The organism is Janthinobacterium sp. 67 (assembly GCF_002797895.1).
Taxonomy (GTDB): domain Bacteria; phylum Pseudomonadota; class Gammaproteobacteria; order Burkholderiales; family Burkholderiaceae_D; genus Janthinobacterium.
Genome location: NZ_PGES01000001.1, coordinates 2178631 through 2199545, shown reverse-complemented (window position 1 = coordinate 2199545; position 20915 = coordinate 2178631). Strand labels below are relative to the sequence as shown.

The window sequence follows — 20915 nt, the reverse complement described above, 5'->3', positions numbered from 1 at the left end:
AAGAAACCATGCCACAAATCGTTATCCTGCCGCACGCCAAGCTTTGCCCGGACGGCGCCGTCATCGAAGCACCTGCCGGCAAGTCCATCTGCGACATCCTGCTGGAAAACGACATCGACATCGAGCACGCCTGCGAAAAATCGTGCGCCTGCACCACCTGCCACGTGCTGGTTCGCGAAGGCATCGAATCCTTGAACGAAGCAACGGAACTGGAAGAAGACATGCTGGACAAGGCCTGGGGCCTGGAAGCCGTGTCGCGCCTGTCGTGCCAGTCCATCGTGGCCGAGGCCGACCTCGTCGTCGAAATCCCGAAATACACGATCAACCAGGTCAGCGAAGGCAGTCACTAACATGAAATGGTCCGACATCACCGCGATCGCCGAAGCCTTGTTCGATACGCATCCGGACATCGATCCCCTGACCGTGCGTTTCACCGACCTGCATAACTGGGTGGTGGAACTGGACGGTTTCGACGATGACCACACGCGCGGCGGCGAAAAAGTGCTCGAAGCGATACAGATGGCGTGGATCGATGAAGCGCGCTAAGGGCGCGGCGCCAGCCGCAAATGTACCCGCTGCGCCGAAAGACGTCATCACGGCCGCCAGCAACATGCCCGAGATCAAGGATGGCCAGTCGGTCGCCTTGCTGCAGGAATTGCACATCCTGACGCGCGACGGCAAGATGAACCAGGACAGCCGCCGCAAGCTCAAGCAGGTGTACCACCTGACGCAGTTTATCGAGCCGCTGCTGCGCGAAGTGCAGCTCGACCATCCCGCCGTCTCGCTGGTCGACCACGGCGCCGGCAAGTCGTATCTCGGCTTCATCCTGTACGACCTGTTCTTCAAGAATGGCAACGACGGTTCGCACATCTACGGCATCGAGACGCGCGAAGAACTGGTGCAGCGCTCGCAGGAACTGGCGAAGAAATTCAAGTTCCCCGGCATGTCGTTCCTGCCGCTGTCCGTGGCCGAATCGACGGAATCGAATTTATTGCCGCAGCAGATCGACATCGTCACGGCATTGCACGCGTGCAACACGGCCACCGATGACGCGATCCACTTCGCCCTGAAGAAAAAGGCGAAATTCATGGTGCTTGTGCCGTGCTGCCAGGCGGAAGTGGCGTCCGTGCTGAAGAAGAACAAGGGCAAGAGCCTGGGCAAGAACGTCTTGACGGAACTGTGGCGCCATCCGCTGCACACGCGCGAGTTCGGCAGCCAGATCACCAACGTGCTGCGCTGCCTGCAGTTGGAAGCGCATGGCTACCAGGTCAGCGTGACGGAACTGGTGGGCTGGGAGCATTCGATGAAGAATGAACTGATCATCGCCAGCTACAAGAACCTGCCGCGCCAGCGCCCGACGGAGCGCCTGCAGGAAGTGTTGCAGACCCTGGGCCTGGAGGAGATGGGGCACCGTTTCTTTGCCGAGGAATTGGCCAAGGCGACAGCCTGATTGCTGGATTACGCGGCAAGCCGCTAATCCAAGCTACCTGATGCGCCACGTAGGTCGGATTAGCGCGCAAGCGCGTAATCCGACAACCACCGGGCAATCAGCAACAACGGCAACAAGAGGGGAGGAGCGGGTCGGTTACAATACCGGCTTTCTCCTCCCTTGCTTTTTGCGCCTTCCCATGACCACACCAATCGAAATGCCCACCGTCCGCCTGGCCAAACGCCTGTCTGAAGACGTGCCCTGTTCGCGCCGCGAGGCCGAGCTGTATATCGAGGGCGGCTGGGTGACGGTCGATGGCGTGCTGGTGGAAGAGTCGGGCGCGCGCGTGGCGGACAACCAGGAAGTGGTGCTGTTGCCGAACGCGACCCTGGACGAGATGCCGCCCGTGACGATCCTGCTGCACAAGCCGGCTGGCATCAATGGCGGTATCGGCAGCGAAGGCAAGCCGGCGCTCAGCTGCTTGCGTCCCGAAGAGATTTTCACGCCGGACAATGTGGCGCCCAGCTCCGTCACGCGCTTCCTCAAGCGCCACCTGATCGGTCTGACCATCACCAATCCGCTCGACACCATGGCGTCCGGCCTGCTCGTGTTCACGCAGGATTTCCGCGTGGCCCGCAAGCTGGTCGACGAAGCGAAAACGGTGGAGCAGGAATTCATCGTGGAAGTGTCGGGCGACATCATGGAAAACGGCCTGGCGCTGCTCAATCACGGCTTGCCCTTCAATGGCAAGCCTTTGCCGCCGATCAAGGTCAGCTGGCAGAATGAAACGCGCTTGCGCTTTGCCCTGAAAAACGTGCAGCCGGGCCAGATCGCCCACATGTGCAAGATGGTGGGGCTGGACGTGGTCGGCATGAAGCGCCTGCGCATCGGCCGCATCCCGATGGGCGCCATGCCGTCGGGCCAGTGGCGCTATCTGCAAGGCTACGAACGCTTCTAAAGCTGCGGCGCCGTGATGGAATGGCTTTCCGCAAAGCTTTTCCATAGCCGCTCGGCGATATTCAAGGCGATGGTGTCGGCCTTCTCTTGCAGGGCTGCATTGCCCATGCTTTCCGTCGTGGCAAAGAACAGGGTCAGCCAGCGGCGGAACATGCAGGGCGTGAGGTTTTCCATTTGCGCGTGCTGGGCCAGCGGCTTGCCGTGGTAGCGCATGGTGCCGCGCAGCAAGCCTGACCAGAAATCGATCAATGTTGCCAGGTGAGCATTCCAATCCTTGACCTCGGCGGCAAAGATGGGGCCCAGCATGGCGTCGTCGCGCGCAGCCGCATAAAAGGTGTGGACGAGATGCTTGACTTCGTCTTCGCTGCAGACTTCCTCGCGGTAGGGGGCGAAGCGTGTGTGGGGGAGGGGGGCGGTATTCTTCATGGCATGCCATGATCGCAGAGCCCCCTTGGCGCTTCAATGACCCAGGTCAAGCCGCTTAAAAAACTCAGGCGGCGACTTTCTTCGGCTTCTTGGCAGGGGCTGGCAATTGCACGACCTGCGTGCCCACCAGCTTGTCGTGCAGGAATTGTCCATTGCCCGTGAACAGGGCCGTGCATGACCAGGCCAGGATGCCCACGCCGATGGCGCCCAGGGCCGTCCAGTGCCGCAAGTCCAGCAGATACGACACCAGCAGCGCCGGCAGCAGCCACATCCATGACAGGACGTAGCGGTACGCGGCCACGCGCAGCGGCACGTGGGCGTGGCCTGGCAGCACCAGTTGCAAGCGCCACGTCTTCATGGCCAGGGTTTGCCCTTCGCGGCTCCATTGATGGATGAAATACGCGCCCATGACGAGGAAGGCCAGGCATTGGCGCATGTGTTCCGTCAACGGCGTATGCGCGCCTTGCACGATCAGTTCAAACACGAGGAAGGGTAAAAACAGCACGGCCAGGGCCAGCAGCGACTCGTACACCATGGAAATCAGGCGGCGCTTGATGGTGGGATGGGTGATGCTGGCGGCAGGCGTGCTATTTGGCATTGGTTGGCAGTGGGGCGGGCGTGGCAGGTGGCGTGACGGGCACGGCGGCCGGGGCCGCCGCAGGATCGCTGGCCGGCACGGTCGCCGCTGCGGGGGCAGGCGGCATGACAGGCGCGGCGGCAGGCGCCGCCGGCGTGGCGGGAGGCACGATCACGGGCGGCTTGCTCGTGTTGGAATTGATTGCGGGCACTTTACCCAGCGGTTTTTTCGGCACGAGTTCCGTCGCCAGCTTTTTCTTTTGATCTTCCGGCAATTGCTGGTATTGCTCCCATTGCGCCGTTTTTTGACCCGGATCAATCTTCTTCGTGCGCGTATAGTTTTCGCGCACGAGGCGGCGCTGTTCCGGCGTCAGCTTGACCCATTCGCGCATGCGTTCATGCACGCGGGTTTGTTCGTCGGGCGTCATGGAGGCGAAACGGCTGGCGATATCGAGCCATTTCTGCTTGCGCAAGGGTTCCAGCTTGTTCCATTCGCTTGCCAGCGGCTGCAGGGCTTCCTGCTGCGCGCGCGACAGCTTGTTCCAGGACGGGTTGTCGCTGGCCTTCGGCGTGCCACCCTTGCCGCCCGTGCGGGGCGAGCCGGGCTTGACTGCCGGGGCAGGGGCAGGCGCCGCCACGGGCGCGGCTGCCACGGGAGGAGCGGCGGGAGCGGCATGTTGCTGCGCACCTACCCAGGCGGCGCCCGCCAGGGCGCAGGCGCCCAGGCCGATGCCGCCAGCCAGCCAGCCTTTGCGTACGCTCGAGCGTGCCATGCTTATTGCTCGCGTTTCGTCAGGTAGGCGTTGAAGCCATGGTCCATGTACGCAGACAGCGGCAACTCGTCCGACAGCACAGCCGCGTCGATTTCTGCCAGTTCGGCAATATGTTGTTCCTGCTCAAACTGATAGATGCCCACCAGGCCGCCAACGAGCAGCAGCAGAGGGATGATGACGCTCATGCGGCCCAGCCACGACAGCGGCTCGACGAACAGGTTGCTGGCGATGCCTGCGAACACGTCCTTGCGCACGGCGACGGCGGCAGGCGCGTCCGCCTTCTTGCGCGACAGGGCCAGCTTGCGTGCCGCTGCCAGGCGATCGGTGGCCGATGCGGGCAGGTCGTCGAGTTTTTCGTTCAGTGCATGGCGCACTTTGTAAGCGAAATTGAGATCGTCGGTGTTCATAATTTTATTCCCTTGGCTTTCAGCGATTCGGCGAGCGTGTGGGTAGCTCTGGAGCAATGTGTTTTCACGCTACCTTCGGAGCAACCCATCGCTTCCGCTGTTTCAGCCACATCCATGTCCTGCCAATAACGCATGAGGAAGGCTTCGCGTTGACGTGAGGGCAGTTTTTGTACCTCTGCATCAATCAAATCAAGGATTTGCGCGCGTTCGACCTGGTCGGCCGACGATTCGGCGGCGCTGGAGCCCTGTTCCGATTCATAAGTATCAAGTATATCAAAATCTTCATGCTCGTCGCCCGAGGGCTTCATGCCGGAAAACAGGCTGACCCAGGTGTTGCGAACTTTTTCGCGGCGGAAATAATCGAGTATGGTGTTCTGCAAGATACGCTGGAACAACATCGGCAGCTCGGCGGCCGGCTTGTCGCCGTATTTCTCTGCCAGCTTGATCATGGCATCCTGCACGATGTCGAGTGCCGATTCTTCCTTGCGGACCGCGTAGGCGGCCTGCTTGAAAGCGCGCCGCTCGACATTTTCTAGAAAGTCGGATAATTCTTTGTCTGTTGCCATGCGGTATGGGGATCTTAGCGGCTGCGGGGTGCGGTGGGCGAAATGGGGCGGGTATGCTTTTTGCAACCCCGTGCATGCTAGCAAAAAATGTGCGTTTCCGCAGGCTTTTTGCACGGCGTGCGAGCAAAATGGCCTTTTGGCTGACATTTTCCTTGACCACAATGGTGCAACGCGATAACGTATGGGACGCTTTGAACACCCCAAAGCCCTATGGTCAGGTCGCGACCGGCACACAAGGCCATCCGCGACAAGACGCGCTTTCATTTGTAGGCAGTTTGTTCTAACCCGCGCCACAAGCGCGAGCGGTTCGTACAGGCGCCACAGAAACTCCAGCCAAACGAGTTGCGTTAAGCGTGGTTTTGTAAGGTATCTATGGGTGCCCAAAGAAATTGCGTGACCGCATGAAAAGGGAAGCAGGAGCACTGTCGCGCACAGCGAACTTCGTCAGGAAAGAACATCCGATCAATCTCCAATGGACCTTGAAAGGAATGTTTCATGAATACCGAAGCAAAGGGACCTGCAACAGGTTCCACAACAGGACCGATCACGGGCGCAGAAATTGTCGTGCGCTGTCTGGCTGAAGAGGGCGTCGAGCACGTCTTTGGATATCCGGGCGGAGCCGTACTCTACATCTACGACGCCATCTTCCAGCAAAACAAATTCCAGCATATCCTGGTACGCCACGAGCAGGCCGCGATCCACGCCGCCGATGCCTATTCGCGCAGCTCGAACAAAGTCGGTGTTGCCATCGTCACGTCCGGTCCGGGCGTCACGAATGCCGTCACGGGCCTGTCGACCGCGTACATGGACTCGATTCCCATGGTCGTGATTTCCGGCCAGGTGCCGAGCCACGCCATCGGCCAGGATGCGTTCCAGGAATGCGACACGGTCGGCATCACGCGCCCCGTCGTCAAGCACAACTTCCTCGTCAAGGACGTCAAGGACCTGGCAGCGACGATCAAGAAAGCCTTCTTCATCGCCCGTACCGGCCGTCCGGGACCCGTGCTGGTCGATATCCCCAAGGATATCAGCATGCACAAATGCAACTTCGACTATCCGAAGGAAGTCGAGATGCGTTCCTACCGTCCCGTCGACAAGGGCCACTCGGGCCAGATCCGCAAGGCCGTGCAGCTGTTGCTGCAAGCCGAACGCCCGATGATCTACACGGGCGGCGGCGTGATCCTCGCGCATGCGGCTCCCGAGCTGAACAAGCTGGTCGACCGCCTGGGTTTCCCGTGCACCAACACCTTGATGGGCCTGGGCGGCTACCGCGCCTCGAGCGAGCAGTATGTCGGCATGCCCGGCATGCACGGCACCTATGAAGCGAACATGGCGATGCAGAACTGCGACGTGCTGATCGCCATCGGCGCCCGTTTCGATGACCGCGTGATCGGCAACCCGAAACATTTCGCCTCGCATCCGCGCAAGATCATCCACGTGGACATCGATCCATCGTCGATTTCCAAACGCGTCAAGGTCGATATCCCCATCGTCGGCAACGTCAAGGACGTGCTGATCGAGTTCCTCGCGCAACTGGACGCGGCCGAAGCCAAGCCGAACGTCAATGCCCTGAGCAACTGGTGGAAGCAGATCGCCGAATGGCGTGGCCGCGAATGCCTGAAATACCCGACCTCCGACCTGGTCATCAAGCCGCAATCCGTGGTGGAAAAAGTCTTCCAGATCACCAAGGGCGACGCCTTCATCACGTCCGACGTGGGCCAGCACCAGATGTGGGCCGCGCAATACTATGGCTTCGACAAGCCACGCCGCTGGATCAATTCCGGCGGCCTGGGCACCATGGGGGTGGGCTTGCCGTACGCCATGGGCGTGCAGATGGCCAATCCGGACGCCACCGTTGCCTGCATCACGGGCGAAGGGTCGATCCAGATGTGCATCCAGGAATTGGCGACGTGCAAGCAGTATCACCTGACGCCGAAGATCATCATGCTCAACAACCGTTTCCTCGGCATGGTGCGCCAGTGGCAGGAAATCGATTACGGTTCGCGCTATTCCGAGTCGTACATGGATTCGCTGCCCGACTTCGAGAAGCTGGCCGAAGCGTATGGCCACGTGGGCATGAAAATTGAAAAACCGGGCGACGTCGACGGCGCCCTGAAAGAGGCGTTTGGCATGAAAGACAGGCTGGTATTCATGAACTTCATTACCGACCAGTCCGAAAACGTGTGGCCAATGGTGAAAGCCGGCAAGGGCCTGTCCGAAATGATGCTCGGTTCGGAGGATCTCTAATCATGCGCCATATTATTTCTGTCTTGCTGGAAAACGAAGCGGGCGCCCTGTCGCGCGTGGTGGGCCTGTTCTCGGCACGCGGCTACAACATCGAAACATTGACGGTGGCGCCGACGGAAGACTCGACCCTGTCGCGCATGACCATCGTCACCAGCGGTTCGGACGACATCATCGAGCAGATCACCAAGCACTTGAACCGCCTCATCGAGGTGGTGAAGGTGGTGGACTTGACCGAAGGCCAGCATATCGAACGCGAGTTGATGCTGATCAAGGTTCGGGCCGTGGGCAAGGAGCGCGAGGAAATGAAGCGCACCGCCGATATCTTCCGTGGCCGCATCATCGATGTCACCGAAAAGACGTACACGATCGAACTGACCGGCAACAAGGTCAAGCTCGACGCGTTCATCGATTCGATCGACCGTGCCGCCATCCTGGAAACCGTCCGCACGGGCGGTTCCGGCATCGGCCGCGGCGAACGCATCCTCAAAGTATAAAAATATAAGCAGCACTACGCGGCCCTGGCGCCGCATTTAAAACAACAACGCATCATCAAATATATAGGAAATACCATGAAAGTTTTTTACGACAAAGACGCTGACCTCTCCTTGATCAAAGGCAAAAACGTTGCCATCATCGGCTACGGTTCGCAAGGCCATGCACACGCACAAAACCTGAACGATTCGGGCGTCAACGTCACCGTCGGCCTGCGCAAGGGCGGCGCTTCGTGGACCAAGGTCGAGCAAGCCGGCCTGAAAGTGGCGGAAGTCAACGACGCCGTGAAAGCGGCCGACGTCATCATGATCTTGCTGCCAGATGAAAACATCGCTCAGGTCTACAACGAAAACATCGCGCCGTTCGCCAAGCAAGGCGCCGTGCTGGCCTTTGCTCACGGCTTCAACGTGCATTACGGCCAAGTCGTGCCACGCGCCGACCTGGACGTGATCATGGTCGCGCCGAAAGCCCCGGGCCACACCGTGCGCGCCACCTACACCCAGGGTGGCGGCGTGCCCCACCTGATCGCCGTGTACCAGGACAAATCGGGCATCGCCCGCGATATCGCCCTGTCGTACGCTTCGGCCAACGGCGGCGGCCGTGCCGGCATCATCGAAACGAACTTCCGTGAAGAAACCGAAACGGACTTGTTCGGCGAACAAGCCGTGCTGTGCGGCGGCGCCGTGGAACTGATCAAGGCCGGCTTCGAAACCCTGACGGAAGCGGGCTACGCGCCTGAAATGGCGTACTTCGAGTGCTTGCACGAACTGAAGCTGATCGTCGACCTGATCTATGAAGGCGGCATCGCCAACATGAATTACTCGATCTCGAACAACGCCGAATATGGCGAATACGTGACCGGTCCTAAAGTCGTGACGTCGGCCACCAAGGATGCGATGCGTCAATGCCTGAAAGACATCCAAACGGGCGAATACGCAAAGAGCTTCATCCTGGAAAACAAGGCAGGTGCACCGACCCTGATCTCGCGCCGCCGTTTGACGTCCGAGCACCAGATCGAAGAAGTGGGCGCGAAACTGCGCGCCATGATGCCTTGGATCGCCAAGAACAAGATGGTTGACCAGTCGAAGAACTAAGTAGTTATCGTTCTTCACAAGAAGCCGGCGCAAGCCGGCTTTTTTTTATTACAATCAAGGTCATTCAACAATACCGCCAGCCTCATGCTTGTTTTTTCCAAAGTTTTTGTCGGCAACCTTCATGTGGTCAAGCGCCCCTTCCTGGTGACCATCAGCTGCTGGTTTCTGGTCATCGGCTCGCTGTCAGCGCTGGTGTCGTCCTACCTCGGCCGCAACGATCCCGCCATGCTGGCTGGAATGGGGCACAGCGTGATTCCCGCCGAAGTGCAATACGCGATTTTGATGTTTAGCATGGGCATTAACCTGGTGGCAGCGGTGGCCATGCTGCAAAGGCAGCGCGGCGCGCGCACGGCGTATCTGGTGTGGGGCGGGATCGACATTGCATTCTGCCTGGCGACCTTGCCGCTGAAGATGGACGTCTTGCCTGGCGCGCTCATGTTCGCCGTCATCTGCGCCTTCCTGTACAGTCCGAAATCGAATGCCTGGTTTTCGCCACGCAAGGCGGCCAATGACGCCTGCATGACGCCTGCATGACGCCAGCTTGAGCACGGCTGCTTTCGCCCGCACGTTTTTCGCCCGCCTCCTGTCTTTTTATATTCCTATATAATCCCGCCCTTCCTTTGCAGTTTCATACTTGACTGCATCTGTTTCGGTATCTGCCGACCGCAACGCGCATCACCGCTTTCGTAGCACGCCAGGCGCTGGTTCACCAGCCGCTTGCGCAATCTGAAGGACCCCTATGACCGACCGCACTACCGCCGCAGTACCCATGCCGGGCACTGCCGAACCCCCCGTTTCCGAACGCCTTCCCGTATTGGCCTTGCTGGCCCTGGCCATGACGGCGTTTCTCGCTCTCCTGTCGGAAACCTTGCCCGCCGGCTTGCTGCCGCAGATTGCCCGCGACCTCGGTATTTCCGAAGTCATGACGGGCCAGCTGGTGACCGTCTACGCCATCGGCTCCATCCTGACGGCCATTCCCCTGACGGCCCTGACGAGCGGCTGGCGCCGGCGCAATGTCTTGTTGCTGGCCATTACCGGCTTCTTGATCTTCAATACGGCGACGGCCCTGGCGCCCAACTATATCGTTGCCCTGGTTTCGCGCTTCGTCACGGGCATGGCCGCCGGGCTGGCCTGGGGCTTGATGGCCGGCTACGCGCGCCGCATGGTGCGTGTCGAACAGCAGGGCAGGGCGATGGCCATTGCCATGATCGGCACGCCGCTGGCCCTGTCCTTGGGCGTGCCGCTGGGCACCCTGATGGGGGGCGTGCTGGGCTGGCGCAGCATCTTCGGCATCATGTCGGGCCTGGCAGTCGTGCTGGTCGCGTGGGTGCTGCTGGCCGTGCCCGATTATCCGGGGCAAAAGAATGGCGAGCGCCTGTCGATCCGCCAGGTATTCATGACGCCGGGCGTGCGGCCGATTCTTGCCGTGATCGTCGCCTGGATGCTGGCGCATAACATTCTGTATACCTACATCGCGCCATTCCTCGCGCCGTCCGGCTTGCGTCCCCGCGTCGACCTGGTGCTGCTCGTGTATGGCGTGGGCTCGCTGGCCGGCATCTGGCTGGTCAGCCAGCTGATCGACCGCTGGCTGCGCAAGCTCGTGCTGGGCTGCATCGCCGCCTTTGCCATCGTGGTGATCGCGCTGGGCCTGGCGATGGACTCGGCCATCGTCATCTATGTGAGCATGGCCATCTGGGGCGTCACCTTTGGCGGCGCCGGCACCTTGCTGCAGACGGCGTCGGCGGACGCGGCCGGCGACGGCATGGACGTGGCGCAGGCCATGGTGGCAACCATCTGGAACGTGGCCATCGCGGGCGGCGGCCTGGCGGGCGGCCTGCTGCTCGACGGCTATGGCGCGGCATCGTTCCCCTGGGCCATGCTGGCCTTGCTGCTGGTGGCCTTGACCATCGCCTGGCGCGCGCACCGCCACAGTTTCAAGCCGGGCCGGCGCAGTGGCGGTGCGGTGGCCAGCCACTGATAACATTGTTATTTATGATGACACTGTGTTGAAATGTGACCAGATGTGACTGGCTGGCGCATTTTGTGACGATTTGTTAATTTGCGCCACGGGAATGAATGAGGCGTTAGAATCTACACAGTTTGACAAGTTTCTCAAGTGAAAGGGGCGGCAAAACTGCTCCCTTCGCTGGCTGTCAGCCATATTAACTACCTAGGAGTACCCCCATGACCGTGATGAAATCCGTCCTTGTTGCCGCCGCAGCCACCGTTGCCCTGAGCGCGCAAGCTCAATCCTTGCCGACCAACGGCACCCTGGTGGTCGTACCCGCGTTTGGCGAAGTCAAGCATGTCAATGACCAGGTGGTCGCTACCCTGGCCGTCGAAGAACAGGACAAGGACAAAGCCGCGGCCGCGTCGCGTGTCAACCAGAAGATGAACAAGGGTATCGCCATCGTCAAGCAGGCCGACCCGTCGGCAGCATTGAAATCGTACGGCTACTACACCTATCCCGTGTATCCGGAAGAGCGTCCGCTGCCGGCTGGCGCCGTTGCCAAGCCGCGTCTGCCAACGGCGTGGCGCGTCGGCCAGTATCTGGAAGTGACGACGGCCAATCTGGCGTCCCTGCCAAAAACCGTGTCGGCGGCGCAAGGCGTGCTGACCCTGAACGGTTTGAATTTCGGCCTGAAGCCGGAAACCGTCCGTTTGCTCGATGACCAGCGCATCGCCGCCACGTACAAAAACCTGAACGAGCGCGTGGCCGCCATCGCCAAGGCCATGGGCCGCAACGTCTCCGACGCCGTGCTCGATACGGTGGACTTCGAAGGTTCGGGCAACTACGCCACGGAAAGCCGTCCCGCCGCCGCACCGATGATGATGCGCAGCGCCAAGATGGCCGAAGACAGCACCGTTGCCGAACCGAGCTTCGAACCGGGCGAAACGACTCTCGACATGCGTGTCGTCGGCAAGGTGAAGTTCAAGTAAGCTGATTAGCGTGGAAATACTTCCGCGTTAGACTGTTTTAAAAATCATGGGGCTGTTGGCCCCATGGTCGTTTTTGCCCCCATATTTTTCAGGAGAACTCCATGATCGTCATGAAATCACTGCTGGCCGCAGCCGCCGCTACCGTTGCCCTGGGCGCTCACGCCCAGGCCTTGCCCACTTCCGGCACCCTCGTGGTCGTGCCCGCCAACGGCGAAGTGGTGCATGCGAACGACCAGGTGACCGTCACCCTGGCCGTCGAAGAGCAGGACAAGGACAAGGCCGCTGCCGCATCGCGCGTGAACCAGAAGATGAACCAGGGCGCGGCCATCGTCAAGAAAGCCGATCCGCAAGCCGTGCTGAAAACCCAGGGCTATTACACGTATGCCGTCTACCCGGAAACGGCACCGCTGCCACCGGGCGTGGCCGCCAAGCCCAGAGTGCCGACCGGCTGGCGAGTGGGCCAGTATCTGCAGGTAACGACGACCAACCTGGCCGCCTTGCCGAAGACCGTGTCCGCGGCGCAAGGCGTGCTGACCCTGAATCGCCTGAATTTCGGCCTGGCGCCCGCCACCATCCGCAAGCTCGACGACCAGCGCATCGCGGCCGCCTACAAGAACCTCAACGAGCGCGTGGCAGCCATCGCCGGCGCCATGGGCCGCAATGTCGGTGACGCCGTGATCGACACCATCGATTTCGAAGGCTCGGGCAATTATGCGCAGCGCGTCAACGTGGCCGGCGCGCGCAACATGAGCGCCGATGCGATGGCGTATGGCGGCAGCCAGGTGGCCGAACCGAGTTTTGAACCGGGCGAAACGACCCTGAACATGGGCCTGGTGGCCAAGGTCAAGTTCAAATAATGCTTGAATCGGCGTCAATATTGCCAGCTTGACGCCGCCACGCTTTTCTTTGGCGGTGGCTCCTCTATAATGACAATATCGGCGGGCGCATGCGGTGACAGTCATGCGCCCGCCATCTGGCACCGATTCCCGCAGTACACAAATATGGAACAACATGGCAAACTTCCCCCGTCGTAGAGGCAAGAACGGCACTCCCGCAGCATCCAAAGCGTCCCGCTTCAGCAAATTCGTGCGCCAGCCGGTGACCGATGGCACTGGCAAGAAAACCTTGCGCCGCCGCGGCATCTACCTGTTGCCGAACGCCTTCACGACGGCAGCCCTGTTTTGCGGCTTCTACGCCATCGTCATGGCCATGAACCAGAAATTTGAACACGCGGCCTGGGCCATCTTCATCGCCATGATCCTCGACGGCCTCGATGGCCGCATCGCCCGCCTGACGAATACGCAGAGCGAATTCGGCGCCCAGTACGACAGCTTGTCCGACATGGTCTCGTTCGGCGCCGCGCCGGCGCTGGTGATCTATGAATGGTCGCTGCGCGGCATGGGCAAGCTGGGCTGGCTGGCCGCCTTCGTCTACTGCGCCGGCGCCGCCCTGCGCCTGGCCCGCTTCAACACGAACATCGCCGTGGTCGACAAACGCTTCTTCCAGGGCTTGCCCAGCCCGGCGGCGGCGGCCATGGTGGCCGGCTTCATCCTGCTCATGAACGACCTGGAATTTGCCGGCAACCAGCTGGCCTGGGTGTCGTGGACGATCGCCCTGTTCTCCGGCCTGACCATGGTCACCAACGTGCCGTTCTACAGTTTCAAGGATGTGAATTTCCGCAAGTCCGTGCCCTTCATCGTGGTCTTCCTGCTGGCACTGTTCTTCGCGCTCATTTCCATCGACCCGCCGAAAGTGCTGTTCCCGATTTTCGTCGCCTATGGCCTGTCCGGCTACGCCGTGTTTTTCTGGCGCATGGCGAAGGGCAAGCCCGTCAGCATTATCCAGACCGACCCCGAGCATTGATGCGCTGAGTCGGTAGCGTCGCCAGTCTTCAGCCAGCCAGGAGCAGCCATGAACACCAGCAACCGACTCATCATTTTTGACACCACCTTGCGCGACGGCGAGCAATCGCCGGGCGCGTCCATGACGCGCGAGGAAAAGCTGCGCATCGCCAAGCAGCTCGAGCGCATGAAGGTCGACGTGATCGAAGCGGGCTTCGCCGCCGCATCGCAAGGCGACTTCGAGTCGATACGCGCGATTGCCGGGGCCGTGCGCGAATCCACCATCTGCTCGCTGTCGCGCGCCAACGACCGCGACATCGCCCGCGCCGCCGAAGCCCTGGCCCCGGCCGAGCGCAAGCGCATCCACACTTTCATCGCCACCTCGCCCCTGCACATGCAGATGAAGCTGCGCATGACGCCCGAAGAAGTCTTGCTGCAGGCGCAGAACGCCGTGCGCTTTGCGCGCCAGTTCACGGACGACATCGAATTCAGCCCCGAAGACGGCAGCCGCTCCGACGAGGATTTTTTGTGCCGCGTGCTCGAGGGCGTGATCGCCGAGGGCGCCACCACCATCAACTTCCCCGACACGGTCGGTTATGCCGTGCCCGAAATCTTCGGCAATACCATCAAGCGCTTGCGCGAACGCATACCGAATTCCGACAACGCCATCTGGTCCGTGCATTGCCATAACGACCTGGGCCTGGCTGTGGCCAATTCGCTGGCGGGCGTCATGATAGGCGGCGCGCGGCAGATCGAATGCACGGTCAATGGCCTGGGCGAGCGGGCCGGCAACACGGCGCTGGAAGAAGTGGTGATGGCGCTGCGCACGCGCGCCGCCTATTACAACCTGACGGTGGGCATCGACACGACGCAGATCGTGGCGGCGTCGAAAATGGTGTCGCAGATCACGGGCTTTGCCGTGCAGCCGAACAAGGCCGTCGTCGGCGCGAACGCCTTTGCGCACGCGTCCGGCATCCACCAGGACGGCATTTTGAAGGCGCGCGAGACGTATGAAATCATGCGCGCCGAAGACGTGGGCTGGACGGCCAACAAGATCGTCCTGGGCAAACTGTCGGGGCGCAATGCCTTCAAGCAGCGGCTGCAGGAGCTGGGTATTTCTCTGGAGTCGGAAGTGGAAGTCAACGCGGCCTTCCTGCGCTTCAAGGAGCTGGCCGACCGGAAATCCGAGATTTTCGACGAAGACATCATGGCCCTCGTCAGCGAGGAGCAGCAGGCGCAGGAGAGTGAGCACTACCGTTTTGTTGCGCTGACGCAGCAGTCGACGACGGGCGCCGTGCCGCATGCGCGCGTGGAGTTTCTCGTCGGCGGAGAGCAGCGCAGCTGCGAAGGGCAGGGCGACGGCCCCGTCGACGCCACCGTCAACGCCATCGAAAGCGCGGCCGCCAGCGGCGCGGAGCTGGTCCTGTTCTCCGTCAATGCCATCAGCACGGGCACGCAGTCGCAGGGCGAAGTGACGATGCGATTGTCGCGCGACGGTCGCATCGTCAACGGCGTAGGCGCCGATCCCGACATCATCGTCGCGTCGGCCAAGGCGTATCTGTCGGCGCTCAATAAACTGCATGCGAAAGATGAGCGTATCGACCCGCAGCCGTAGATGCGCCGTGCCCGCGGCGCCTCCTGCCCGTGCGCCGGCTTACTTGCGCACAGGCATGTCGCTGCGGTAGCGGATCGATGCCTGCGTGACGATGCCGTTGCAGTTGTCGTCATAATCAATGGCGGCGCGCGCCAGCTTGCCATCGCCATCAAGCGCGAAATCGAGTACGCGGACCGTGCCTGTATTCACGCCGAAGCAGCCCACCTTGGCCGTGCCCTGGGCGCCGCTGGTGTTGCCTGCGCCGTAAGTGAATGTCAGCCCCGGCTGCCAGGTGAGACCAGGAATGGCGAGCAGGAAGACGTTGATGCGCGTAGGGGACAGCAACTGCAAGGCGTTTGTATTGGCCACGTAGAGCGTGTTCGGTGCGAACTCGGTGCGGGCCGTGCTGTCGATCTCAAACTCGCCGTTGCCGGTGCGTGAACTGTAGGCCAAGGCTTGGGAAAGGTCGCTCAGCACGTCTATGCTGATCTGCCGGCTGTCCGTTTCGCCTGCGGCATTCGTTGCATCGAGCGCCATCACCGCGACACCCCTTGATGGCGTCGCGCTCGAGAGCGTGACGCGGGCGGCGTTGGGATTGTCCATCGTCAAGGCCGGCCCCGACACCTGCCGCCAGCGCGTGCCGCTGACGGGGGCTCCGTTGGCCGACGAAGCGCCGGCGTCCAGCGTCAGCGTTCCCGCTGGGCCCAGCAACAAGGGCGCCATGCCGCCGGTGCCGATGGCGGCGTGTATGCTTTGGACCACGTTCACGGTCACCCTTGGGGTGAACAAGGCATTGCCGGCCGTATCGCGCACGAGTGCATTCGTCTTCGCGTTGAGGCTCACCTCATAGATGGCGCCTGCCTTGAGTTGGCTCAATGGCGTGACGGTAATGATGGCGCCGTTGTAGCTGATTTTCGCTTCTATGGTGCCAGCATCGGCGCTTTTCCCTTGAAAAAGGGCGTCGGTCACAGAGGTGGTGTCGAGCGGCCGGGAATAAGCCCACGACAAGCTCCCGCTCGGTGTCATGGCGCTGACGTCCGGCGACACCAGCAGCTTGAAATCGGTAGCCAGGACAGGTTTGATTTCGTAATAGTCCAGATTGGCTTTATTGCCTGGAAGCCAGTTGCCGCTGCTCCAGAGAAGTCCCACATCCAGGCTATCCTGCGCGCGGATCACCGTGTCGCCAAGCAGTGAATCCAACTGATTGCGATTGTTTGCATTGACGCGCAGGCTGGCCCTGCTGTTGTTTGCGCCGCTCAGCAGCAGTTCGCCCGCATCGGGATAGCTGTCGAACCACGAGCTCAGTGGAGCGCGCGTAGTGACATCGAGGCTGCCTCCCAGAAGGTTGCTTGCCAGGTGGAGGCGGATGCTGGTGGCCGTGCGCGCGGTATCGAGCCGCAATTCATGCTGCACATCGAGCCCTGTAATGGTGTCTTTCTTGCTGGTGGTGGCATCGGAAAATGCCATGACGAACGGCTGCGTGTCGGAGTAAACATGCAGCAGCCTGGAGAGGACTCCACTGGTGTAGTCGAAGCGTACGCTGCCAATGATATCCTGGCGTGGCGTTTCCGTACGGTCGCCGAAACCTGGCATGAAGCTGATGACGCCGGCCATTTGCTGCTGTGCCACCGGTGCCGTGAAGGCGATGTTCATGGTGCCGTCGAGCACGCCGTCGAGTTCCTTGACGCGGCAGTTTGCATACGTCACGCTCAGCTTGTCGCCAGCGCTGACGCGGCCATTGCCGTCCGCATCAATGAAGGTGGCACTCTGACTGCCGCCGTTGCCGCAGGTCCGGGAGGCGGTAGTGCTGGTATTGATGCGTGTTGTCCAGTCGACCGCCATTTGCGCCACGGCCAATGGCGTGGCGCCGTAGGCCAGTGCAAGTGTGGGTGCCGAGTCGGCATTGATTGCGGTCAGCAAAAGCGGCGTATCCGCGCTGCTTGTCGGTGGTGGTGTCACGGGTGGCGTGACGGGTGCGGTGTTGCTGCCACTGCCGCCGCCACCGCCGCATGCGCTCAGCATGGAGGTCAATACCAGGATTGCGGGGATGGCGGGGCAAGAGAAACGACTGAACCGATGGACTTTGTGCGGGTGTTGGGGCATCTGCTTCCTTGCTGGTGGTGGGCGAGCGGCCAAGCATGTCAGTTTGGCCATTTTTTCGCCTGACTTTACAGGCTAATGCCGTGCAAAAACTCACACATTGTCACGAGCACACAAGTGATGCCCCTTTGTTACCAGAAGAAGCGCCGCTCCTCCTTGTCCGGATCGGGCCCGTTCATCATCATGCGCACGATGCCGTCGTGGTCGAAGTGCACGTGCATCATGGAGTCCCACACGCCCGATTCCTTGTAGCGGTAGGACCAGACGTGCAGTTTCGGCAGCGGCAGATACGATGTTTCCGTCGGGCGGCCCAGGGTGTGCAGCACGTCTTGCTGGGTCGACACGCCCACCTTGATGCGGGCAAAGCCTGGCGTGTCGAGCACTTGCTCGTAGGAAATCAACCTGTCGTCGGGGCCGAAACGGGCCATGTAGGTGTACTGGCCGTACGGTCCCGTCGCGTATTCGAGTTCCGCTCCCGTGGGAAGCTGGTAGATATTCGTCGGACGGCCCAGGCGCGCTTCCACGGCGGCGCGCGGTTCGCCCGGCTGGGGCGGCGGGGCGTTCCAGCTGGCGCAGCCGGCCAGCGCGGCAAACAGCAGCGGTGTTGCTGATTTGAGCAATTTTTTCATGCTTGACCTCCTGAAATGCAGGAAAACCCTATCATGCGCCGAGAAAAGCGCGCACGGCAGGATACAGGCGGGCATTTTTCCGATATACTTGCGCGTCTGGTTGGAAGCATAGGCCAGTATTTTAATAATCGTAGTTCACGGTGGATAGGGTTCAGACTCTGTGCACCGCATGTGAAAGGTTTATCATGACAGTAGAAAACATCAACAAAGCCGCTATCATCGCGGACAACGCACGTGGTCAAAACGACACCGGCTCCCCTGAAGTGCAAGTTGCACTGCTGACAGCTCGCATCAACGAACTGAACGGCCACTTCAAAGCCCACTCGAAAGATCACCACTCCCGCCGCGGCCTGATCATGATGGTCAACCGTCGTAAGAGCCTGTTGTCCTACCTGAAGGCTAAAGACGCTACCCGTTATCGCGACCTGATCGCTAAACTTGGTCTGCGCAAGTAATTTTTGCCGTACAAGGTTTATACAGAAATGCCTGCGCCAGTTCGCTGACGCGGGCATTTTGTCATTTGAATTCCGGATTTTTGTCGAGAAGTACAGTATTCTCTACCGATATCATGTTTTAAAAGTAAAGTAGTAAAGGCGGCAACAGTGTTTCCGCCGCCTGTGGTGAGGTGAACGACAGCCCCTGAAAATCTGTCGGCAATTAGAAAAGGGATACCCCATGTTTAACAAAGTTACGAAAACCTTCCAGTACGGTCAACATCAAGTGACCCTGGAAACCGGCGAAATCGCACGTCAGGCATCCGGCGCAGTGCTGGTGTCGATCGAAGATACCGTCGTTCTGGCAACGGTGGTGGCACGCAAAGATGCCAAGCCAGGCCAGGATTTCTTCCCTTTGACGGTTGATTATGTCGAGAAAACCTATGCTGCCGGTAAAATCCCGGGCGGTTTTTTCAAGCGCGAAGGCCGTCCTTCCGAAAAAGAAACACTGACCTCCCGTCTGATCGACCGTCCTATCCGTCCGCTGTTCCCGGAAGGCTACCTGAATGAAGTGCAAGTCATCATTCACGTGCTGTCGGTCAACCCTGAAATCGATCCGGACATCGCCGCCATGATCGGCGCATCGGCCGCCCTGTGCGTATCGGGCGTGCCTTTCAACGGTCCTATCGGCGCCGCGCGCGTCGGTTACGCCAATGGCCAGTACATCCTGAACCCGACCGTCCAGCAACTGAAAACGTCGGAAATGGACCTGGTTGTCGCCGGTACCGAAACGGCCGTGCTGATGGTCGAATCGGAAGCGAAACAGCTGTCCGAAGAAATCATGCTGGGCGCCGTGGTCTTCGGCCACGACCAGATGAAAGTCGTCATCGACGCGATTCACGACCTGGTGCGTGACGGCGGCAAGCCGGAAGTCGAATGGGCGCCTGCGCCGAAAAACGAAGCACTGATCGCCCGCGTCGCGCATTTCGCCAACGCCAAGATCAATGACGCGTATCAAACCAAGGACAAGCAAGAGCGTACGGCCAAGCTGAAAGCGGCGACGTCGGAAGTGATCGCCGACCTGTCGGCTGAAGCGGCTGCCGCCGGCGGCGCGTCGATTGATAGCGCAGAAGTGAACAACATCCTGTTCGACATCGAAGCGAAAATCGTCCGTACGCAAATCCTGGACGGCGAGCCACGCATCGACGGCCGCGACACGCGCACCGTGCGTCCGATCTCGATCCGCACCAGCGTGCTGCCACGCACCCATGGTTCGGCCCTGTTCACGCGCGGCGAAACGCAGGCGCTGGTCGTGGCAACTTTGGGCACCGCCCGCGACAGCCAGAAGATCGATGCGCTGATGGGCGAGTTTACCGATTCGTTCATGCTGCATTACAACATGCCTCCGTTCGCCACCGGCGAAACGGGCCGCGTCGGTACGCCGAAACGCCGCGAAATCGGCCACGGCCGTCTGGCCAAGCGCGCGCTGATCGCCGCCCTGCCGGCAGCTGAAGAGTTCAGCTACTCGGTGCGCCTGGTATCGGAAATCACGGAATCGAACGGTTCCTCGTCGATGGCATCGGTGTGCGGCGGCTGCCTGGCACTGATGGACGCCGGCGTGCCGATGAAAGAACACGTGGCCGGTATCGCCATGGGCCTGATCAAGGAAGGCGGCAAGTTTGCCGTGCTGTCCGACATCCTGGGCGACGAAGATCACCTGGGCGACATGGACTTCAAGGTAGCCGGTACCCGCAACGGTATCACGGCGCTGCAGATGGACATCAAGATCATGGGCATCACCAAGGAAATCATGCAAGTGGCACTGGCGCAAGCCAAGGAAGGCCGCGAGCACATCCTGGGCGAAATGCAAAAAGCCATGCCGCACGTCAAAACCGAACTGTCCGATTTCGCACCGCGTCTGATCACCATCAAGATCAACCCGGAAAAAATCCGTGACGTGATCGGCAAGGGCGGCGCCGTGATCCGCGCGCTGACCGAAGAGACGGGCACCCAGATCGACATCAGCGACGAAGGCGTGGTCACCATCGCTTCCGTCGACGCTGCCGCCGGCCAGGAAGCCAAGCGCCGCATCGAAGAACTGACCGCTTCCGTCGAAGTGGGCAAGACCTACGAAGGCACCGTGCTGAAACTGCTGGACTTCGGCGCCATCGTGCAAGTCATGCCAGGCAAGGACGGCTTGCTGCACATCTCGCAGATCGCCAACGAGCGCGTCAACGCCGTGGCCGACTACCTGAAAGAAGGCCAGCTGGTTCGCGTCAAGGTTCTGGAAACGGACGACCGCGGCCGTCTGAAACTGTCGATGAAAGCTGCCGAAGGCAACGAAGCGCCAGCCGCTTAAGTTAGTCTACGTTAGTCTGAATGCGGCCCCGGCCGCATGATCAAAACCGCC

At 60.7% G+C, this 20915-nt stretch carries 22 protein-coding genes; 15 read left to right on the top strand and 7 right to left on the bottom strand.

The genetic code is table 11. The annotated features are described in order from the left end of the window. Positions 1-8 precede the first annotated feature (8 nt). The 4 genes from fdx (at position 9) to CLU90_RS09905 (ending at position 2387) form a co-directional block, all read left to right on the top strand. A complete protein-coding gene (gene fdx, locus CLU90_RS09920; protein ID WP_034750070.1) occupies positions 9-350 on the top strand; it encodes an ISC system 2Fe-2S type ferredoxin in 342 nt (113 codons plus the stop codon). A gap of 1 nt (position 351) precedes the next feature. After that, on the top strand, positions 352-546 hold the full coding sequence (gene iscX, locus CLU90_RS09915; protein ID WP_034750067.1) for a Fe-S cluster assembly protein IscX: 195 nt from the start codon (positions 352-354) through the stop codon (positions 544-546). Further along, on the top strand, positions 533-1450 hold the full coding sequence (locus CLU90_RS09910; protein WP_100427797.1) for a class I SAM-dependent methyltransferase: 918 nt from the start codon (positions 533-535) through the stop codon (positions 1448-1450). The genes iscX and CLU90_RS09910 overlap by 14 nt, the downstream gene beginning before the upstream one ends. A 178-nt stretch (positions 1451-1628) precedes the next feature. Beyond that, positions 1629-2387 (top strand): rRNA pseudouridine synthase, encoded by a 759-nt coding sequence (locus CLU90_RS09905; RefSeq protein ID WP_100427796.1) that lies wholly within the window; start codon positions 1629-1631, stop codon positions 2385-2387. On the opposite strand, the gene CLU90_RS09900 is transcribed toward CLU90_RS09905, so the two are convergent. The 5 genes from CLU90_RS09900 to CLU90_RS09880 all read right to left on the bottom strand — a co-directional run bounded on the left by CLU90_RS09900 (position 2384) and on the right by CLU90_RS09880 (position 5134). Then, positions 2384-2812, bottom strand: coding sequence for a group III truncated hemoglobin (locus CLU90_RS09900; RefSeq protein WP_100427795.1), 429 nt, complete (start codon positions 2810-2812; stop codon positions 2384-2386). The two genes, CLU90_RS09905 and CLU90_RS09900, sit on opposite strands and share 4 nt — an antisense overlap. A 64-nt stretch (positions 2813-2876) precedes the next feature. After that, the gene (locus CLU90_RS09895; RefSeq protein WP_100427794.1) at positions 2877-3410 is read right to left on the bottom strand and encodes an RDD family protein; all 534 of its coding nucleotides are present in this window, start codon (positions 3408-3410) and stop codon (positions 2877-2879) included. Beyond that, positions 3400-4161 carry a DUF3106 domain-containing protein gene (locus CLU90_RS09890; protein WP_092710126.1) on the bottom strand — a complete coding sequence of 254 codons (762 nt, stop codon included), beginning with the start codon at positions 4159-4161 and terminating at the stop codon, positions 3400-3402. Before CLU90_RS09890 ends, CLU90_RS09895 begins: the two co-directional genes overlap by 11 nt. Positions 4162-4163: 2 nt before the next feature. Further along, positions 4164-4568, bottom strand: coding sequence for a DUF3619 family protein (locus tag CLU90_RS09885; protein ID WP_092710123.1), 405 nt, complete (start codon positions 4566-4568; stop codon positions 4164-4166). Then, positions 4565-5134 carry an RNA polymerase sigma factor gene (locus tag CLU90_RS09880; protein WP_034779551.1) on the bottom strand — a complete coding sequence of 190 codons (570 nt, stop codon included), beginning with the start codon at positions 5132-5134 and terminating at the stop codon, positions 4565-4567. The genes CLU90_RS09885 and CLU90_RS09880 overlap by 4 nt, the downstream gene beginning before the upstream one ends. A 495-nt stretch (positions 5135-5629) precedes the next feature. On the opposite strand from CLU90_RS09880, the gene CLU90_RS09875 reads away from it, so the two are divergent. The 9 genes from CLU90_RS09875 (at position 5630) to CLU90_RS09835 (ending at position 15363) form a co-directional block, all read left to right on the top strand. Continuing rightward, the gene (locus tag CLU90_RS09875) at positions 5630-7381 is read left to right on the top strand and encodes an acetolactate synthase 3 catalytic subunit (RefSeq protein WP_082127698.1); all 1752 of its coding nucleotides are present in this window, start codon (positions 5630-5632) and stop codon (positions 7379-7381) included. A 2-nt stretch (positions 7382-7383) separates the two neighbouring features. After that, complete coding sequence (ilvN, locus tag CLU90_RS09870) at positions 7384-7875, top strand: acetolactate synthase small subunit (RefSeq protein WP_010399754.1); 492 nt, start codon at positions 7384-7386, stop codon at positions 7873-7875. 75 nt (positions 7876-7950) lie between these two features. Then, positions 7951-8967 (top strand): ketol-acid reductoisomerase, encoded by a 1017-nt coding sequence (ilvC, locus tag CLU90_RS09865; RefSeq protein WP_034750044.1) that lies wholly within the window; start codon positions 7951-7953, stop codon positions 8965-8967. A gap of 84 nt (positions 8968-9051) precedes the next feature. Next, positions 9052-9501: a hypothetical protein gene (locus tag CLU90_RS09860; RefSeq protein WP_157808785.1), complete on the top strand. Its 450-nt coding sequence runs from the start codon at positions 9052-9054 to the stop codon at positions 9499-9501. Between the two features lie 205 nt (positions 9502-9706). Then, positions 9707-10945, top strand: coding sequence for an MFS transporter (locus tag CLU90_RS09855; protein ID WP_092710117.1), 1239 nt, complete (start codon positions 9707-9709; stop codon positions 10943-10945). A 206-nt stretch (positions 10946-11151) separates the two neighbouring features. Next, complete coding sequence (locus tag CLU90_RS09850) at positions 11152-11907, top strand: SIMPL domain-containing protein (RefSeq protein WP_092710114.1); 756 nt, start codon at positions 11152-11154, stop codon at positions 11905-11907. A gap of 101 nt (positions 11908-12008) precedes the next feature. After that, complete coding sequence (locus tag CLU90_RS09845) at positions 12009-12764, top strand: SIMPL domain-containing protein (RefSeq protein ID WP_092710111.1); 756 nt, start codon at positions 12009-12011, stop codon at positions 12762-12764. Between the two features lie 154 nt (positions 12765-12918). After that, entirely contained in the window at positions 12919-13770 is an 852-nt protein-coding gene (gene pssA / locus CLU90_RS09840) for a CDP-diacylglycerol--serine O-phosphatidyltransferase (protein WP_086136413.1), read from the top strand. Positions 13771-13818: 48 nt separating this feature from the next. Then, positions 13819-15363 (top strand): 2-isopropylmalate synthase, encoded by a 1545-nt coding sequence (locus CLU90_RS09835; RefSeq protein WP_100427793.1) that lies wholly within the window; start codon positions 13819-13821, stop codon positions 15361-15363. Between the two features lie 39 nt (positions 15364-15402). Here CLU90_RS09835 and CLU90_RS09830 read toward each other — a convergent pair whose 3' ends face one another. Both CLU90_RS09830 and bamE read right to left on the bottom strand, forming a co-directional pair. Next, on the bottom strand, positions 15403-17496 hold the full coding sequence (locus CLU90_RS09830) for an Ig-like domain-containing protein (protein WP_198511188.1): 2094 nt from the start codon (positions 17494-17496) through the stop codon (positions 15403-15405). Between the two features lie 77 nt (positions 17497-17573). After that, on the bottom strand, positions 17574-18071 hold the full coding sequence (gene bamE / locus CLU90_RS09825; protein WP_092710100.1) for an outer membrane protein assembly factor BamE domain-containing protein: 498 nt from the start codon (positions 18069-18071) through the stop codon (positions 17574-17576). 185 nt (positions 18072-18256) lie between these two features. Between bamE and rpsO the strand changes: the two genes are divergently transcribed. Together rpsO and pnp are read left to right on the top strand one after the other, a co-directional pair. Further along, positions 18257-18526 (top strand): 30S ribosomal protein S15, encoded by a 270-nt coding sequence (rpsO, locus tag CLU90_RS09820; RefSeq protein WP_010399743.1) that lies wholly within the window; start codon positions 18257-18259, stop codon positions 18524-18526. 220 nt (positions 18527-18746) lie between these two features. Next, on the top strand, positions 18747-20864 hold the full coding sequence (pnp, locus tag CLU90_RS09815) for a polyribonucleotide nucleotidyltransferase (protein ID WP_010399742.1): 2118 nt from the start codon (positions 18747-18749) through the stop codon (positions 20862-20864). Positions 20865-20915: the final 51 nt, after the last annotated feature.

Excerpts from the sequence above, each read along its gene's own strand:
- fdx (WP_034750070.1), top strand. The coding sequence starts at position 9 with ATGCCACAAATCGTTATCCTGCCGCACGCCAAGCTTTGCCCGGACGGC.
- iscX (WP_034750067.1), top strand. The coding sequence starts at position 352 with ATGAAATGGTCCGACATCACCGCGATCGCCGAAGCCTTGTTCGATACG.
- CLU90_RS09910 (WP_100427797.1), top strand. The coding sequence starts at position 533 with ATGAAGCGCGCTAAGGGCGCGGCGCCAGCCGCAAATGTACCCGCTGCG.
- CLU90_RS09905 (WP_100427796.1), top strand. The coding sequence starts at position 1,629 with ATGACCACACCAATCGAAATGCCCACCGTCCGCCTGGCCAAACGCCTG.
- CLU90_RS09900 (WP_100427795.1), bottom strand. The coding sequence starts at position 2,812 with ATGAAGAATACCGCCCCCCTCCCCCACACACGCTTCGCCCCCTACCGC.
- CLU90_RS09895 (WP_100427794.1), bottom strand. The coding sequence starts at position 3,410 with ATGCCAAATAGCACGCCTGCCGCCAGCATCACCCATCCCACCATCAAG.
- CLU90_RS09890 (WP_092710126.1), bottom strand. The coding sequence starts at position 4,161 with ATGGCACGCTCGAGCGTACGCAAAGGCTGGCTGGCTGGCGGCATCGGC.
- CLU90_RS09885 (WP_092710123.1), bottom strand. The coding sequence starts at position 4,568 with ATGAACACCGACGATCTCAATTTCGCTTACAAAGTGCGCCATGCACTG.
- CLU90_RS09880 (WP_034779551.1), bottom strand. The coding sequence starts at position 5,134 with ATGGCAACAGACAAAGAATTATCCGACTTTCTAGAAAATGTCGAGCGG.
- CLU90_RS09875 (WP_082127698.1), top strand. The coding sequence starts at position 5,630 with ATGAATACCGAAGCAAAGGGACCTGCAACAGGTTCCACAACAGGACCG.
- ilvN (WP_010399754.1), top strand. The coding sequence starts at position 7,384 with ATGCGCCATATTATTTCTGTCTTGCTGGAAAACGAAGCGGGCGCCCTG.
- ilvC (WP_034750044.1), top strand. The coding sequence starts at position 7,951 with ATGAAAGTTTTTTACGACAAAGACGCTGACCTCTCCTTGATCAAAGGC.
- CLU90_RS09860 (WP_157808785.1), top strand. The coding sequence starts at position 9,052 with ATGCTTGTTTTTTCCAAAGTTTTTGTCGGCAACCTTCATGTGGTCAAG.
- CLU90_RS09855 (WP_092710117.1), top strand. The coding sequence starts at position 9,707 with ATGACCGACCGCACTACCGCCGCAGTACCCATGCCGGGCACTGCCGAA.
- CLU90_RS09850 (WP_092710114.1), top strand. The coding sequence starts at position 11,152 with ATGACCGTGATGAAATCCGTCCTTGTTGCCGCCGCAGCCACCGTTGCC.
- CLU90_RS09845 (WP_092710111.1), top strand. The coding sequence starts at position 12,009 with ATGATCGTCATGAAATCACTGCTGGCCGCAGCCGCCGCTACCGTTGCC.
- pssA (WP_086136413.1), top strand. The coding sequence starts at position 12,919 with ATGGCAAACTTCCCCCGTCGTAGAGGCAAGAACGGCACTCCCGCAGCA.
- CLU90_RS09835 (WP_100427793.1), top strand. The coding sequence starts at position 13,819 with ATGAACACCAGCAACCGACTCATCATTTTTGACACCACCTTGCGCGAC.
- CLU90_RS09830 (WP_198511188.1), bottom strand. The coding sequence starts at position 17,496 with ATGGCCAAACTGACATGCTTGGCCGCTCGCCCACCACCAGCAAGGAAG.
- bamE (WP_092710100.1), bottom strand. The coding sequence starts at position 18,071 with ATGAAAAAATTGCTCAAATCAGCAACACCGCTGCTGTTTGCCGCGCTG.
- rpsO (WP_010399743.1), top strand. The coding sequence starts at position 18,257 with ATGACAGTAGAAAACATCAACAAAGCCGCTATCATCGCGGACAACGCA.
- pnp (WP_010399742.1), top strand. The coding sequence starts at position 18,747 with ATGTTTAACAAAGTTACGAAAACCTTCCAGTACGGTCAACATCAAGTG.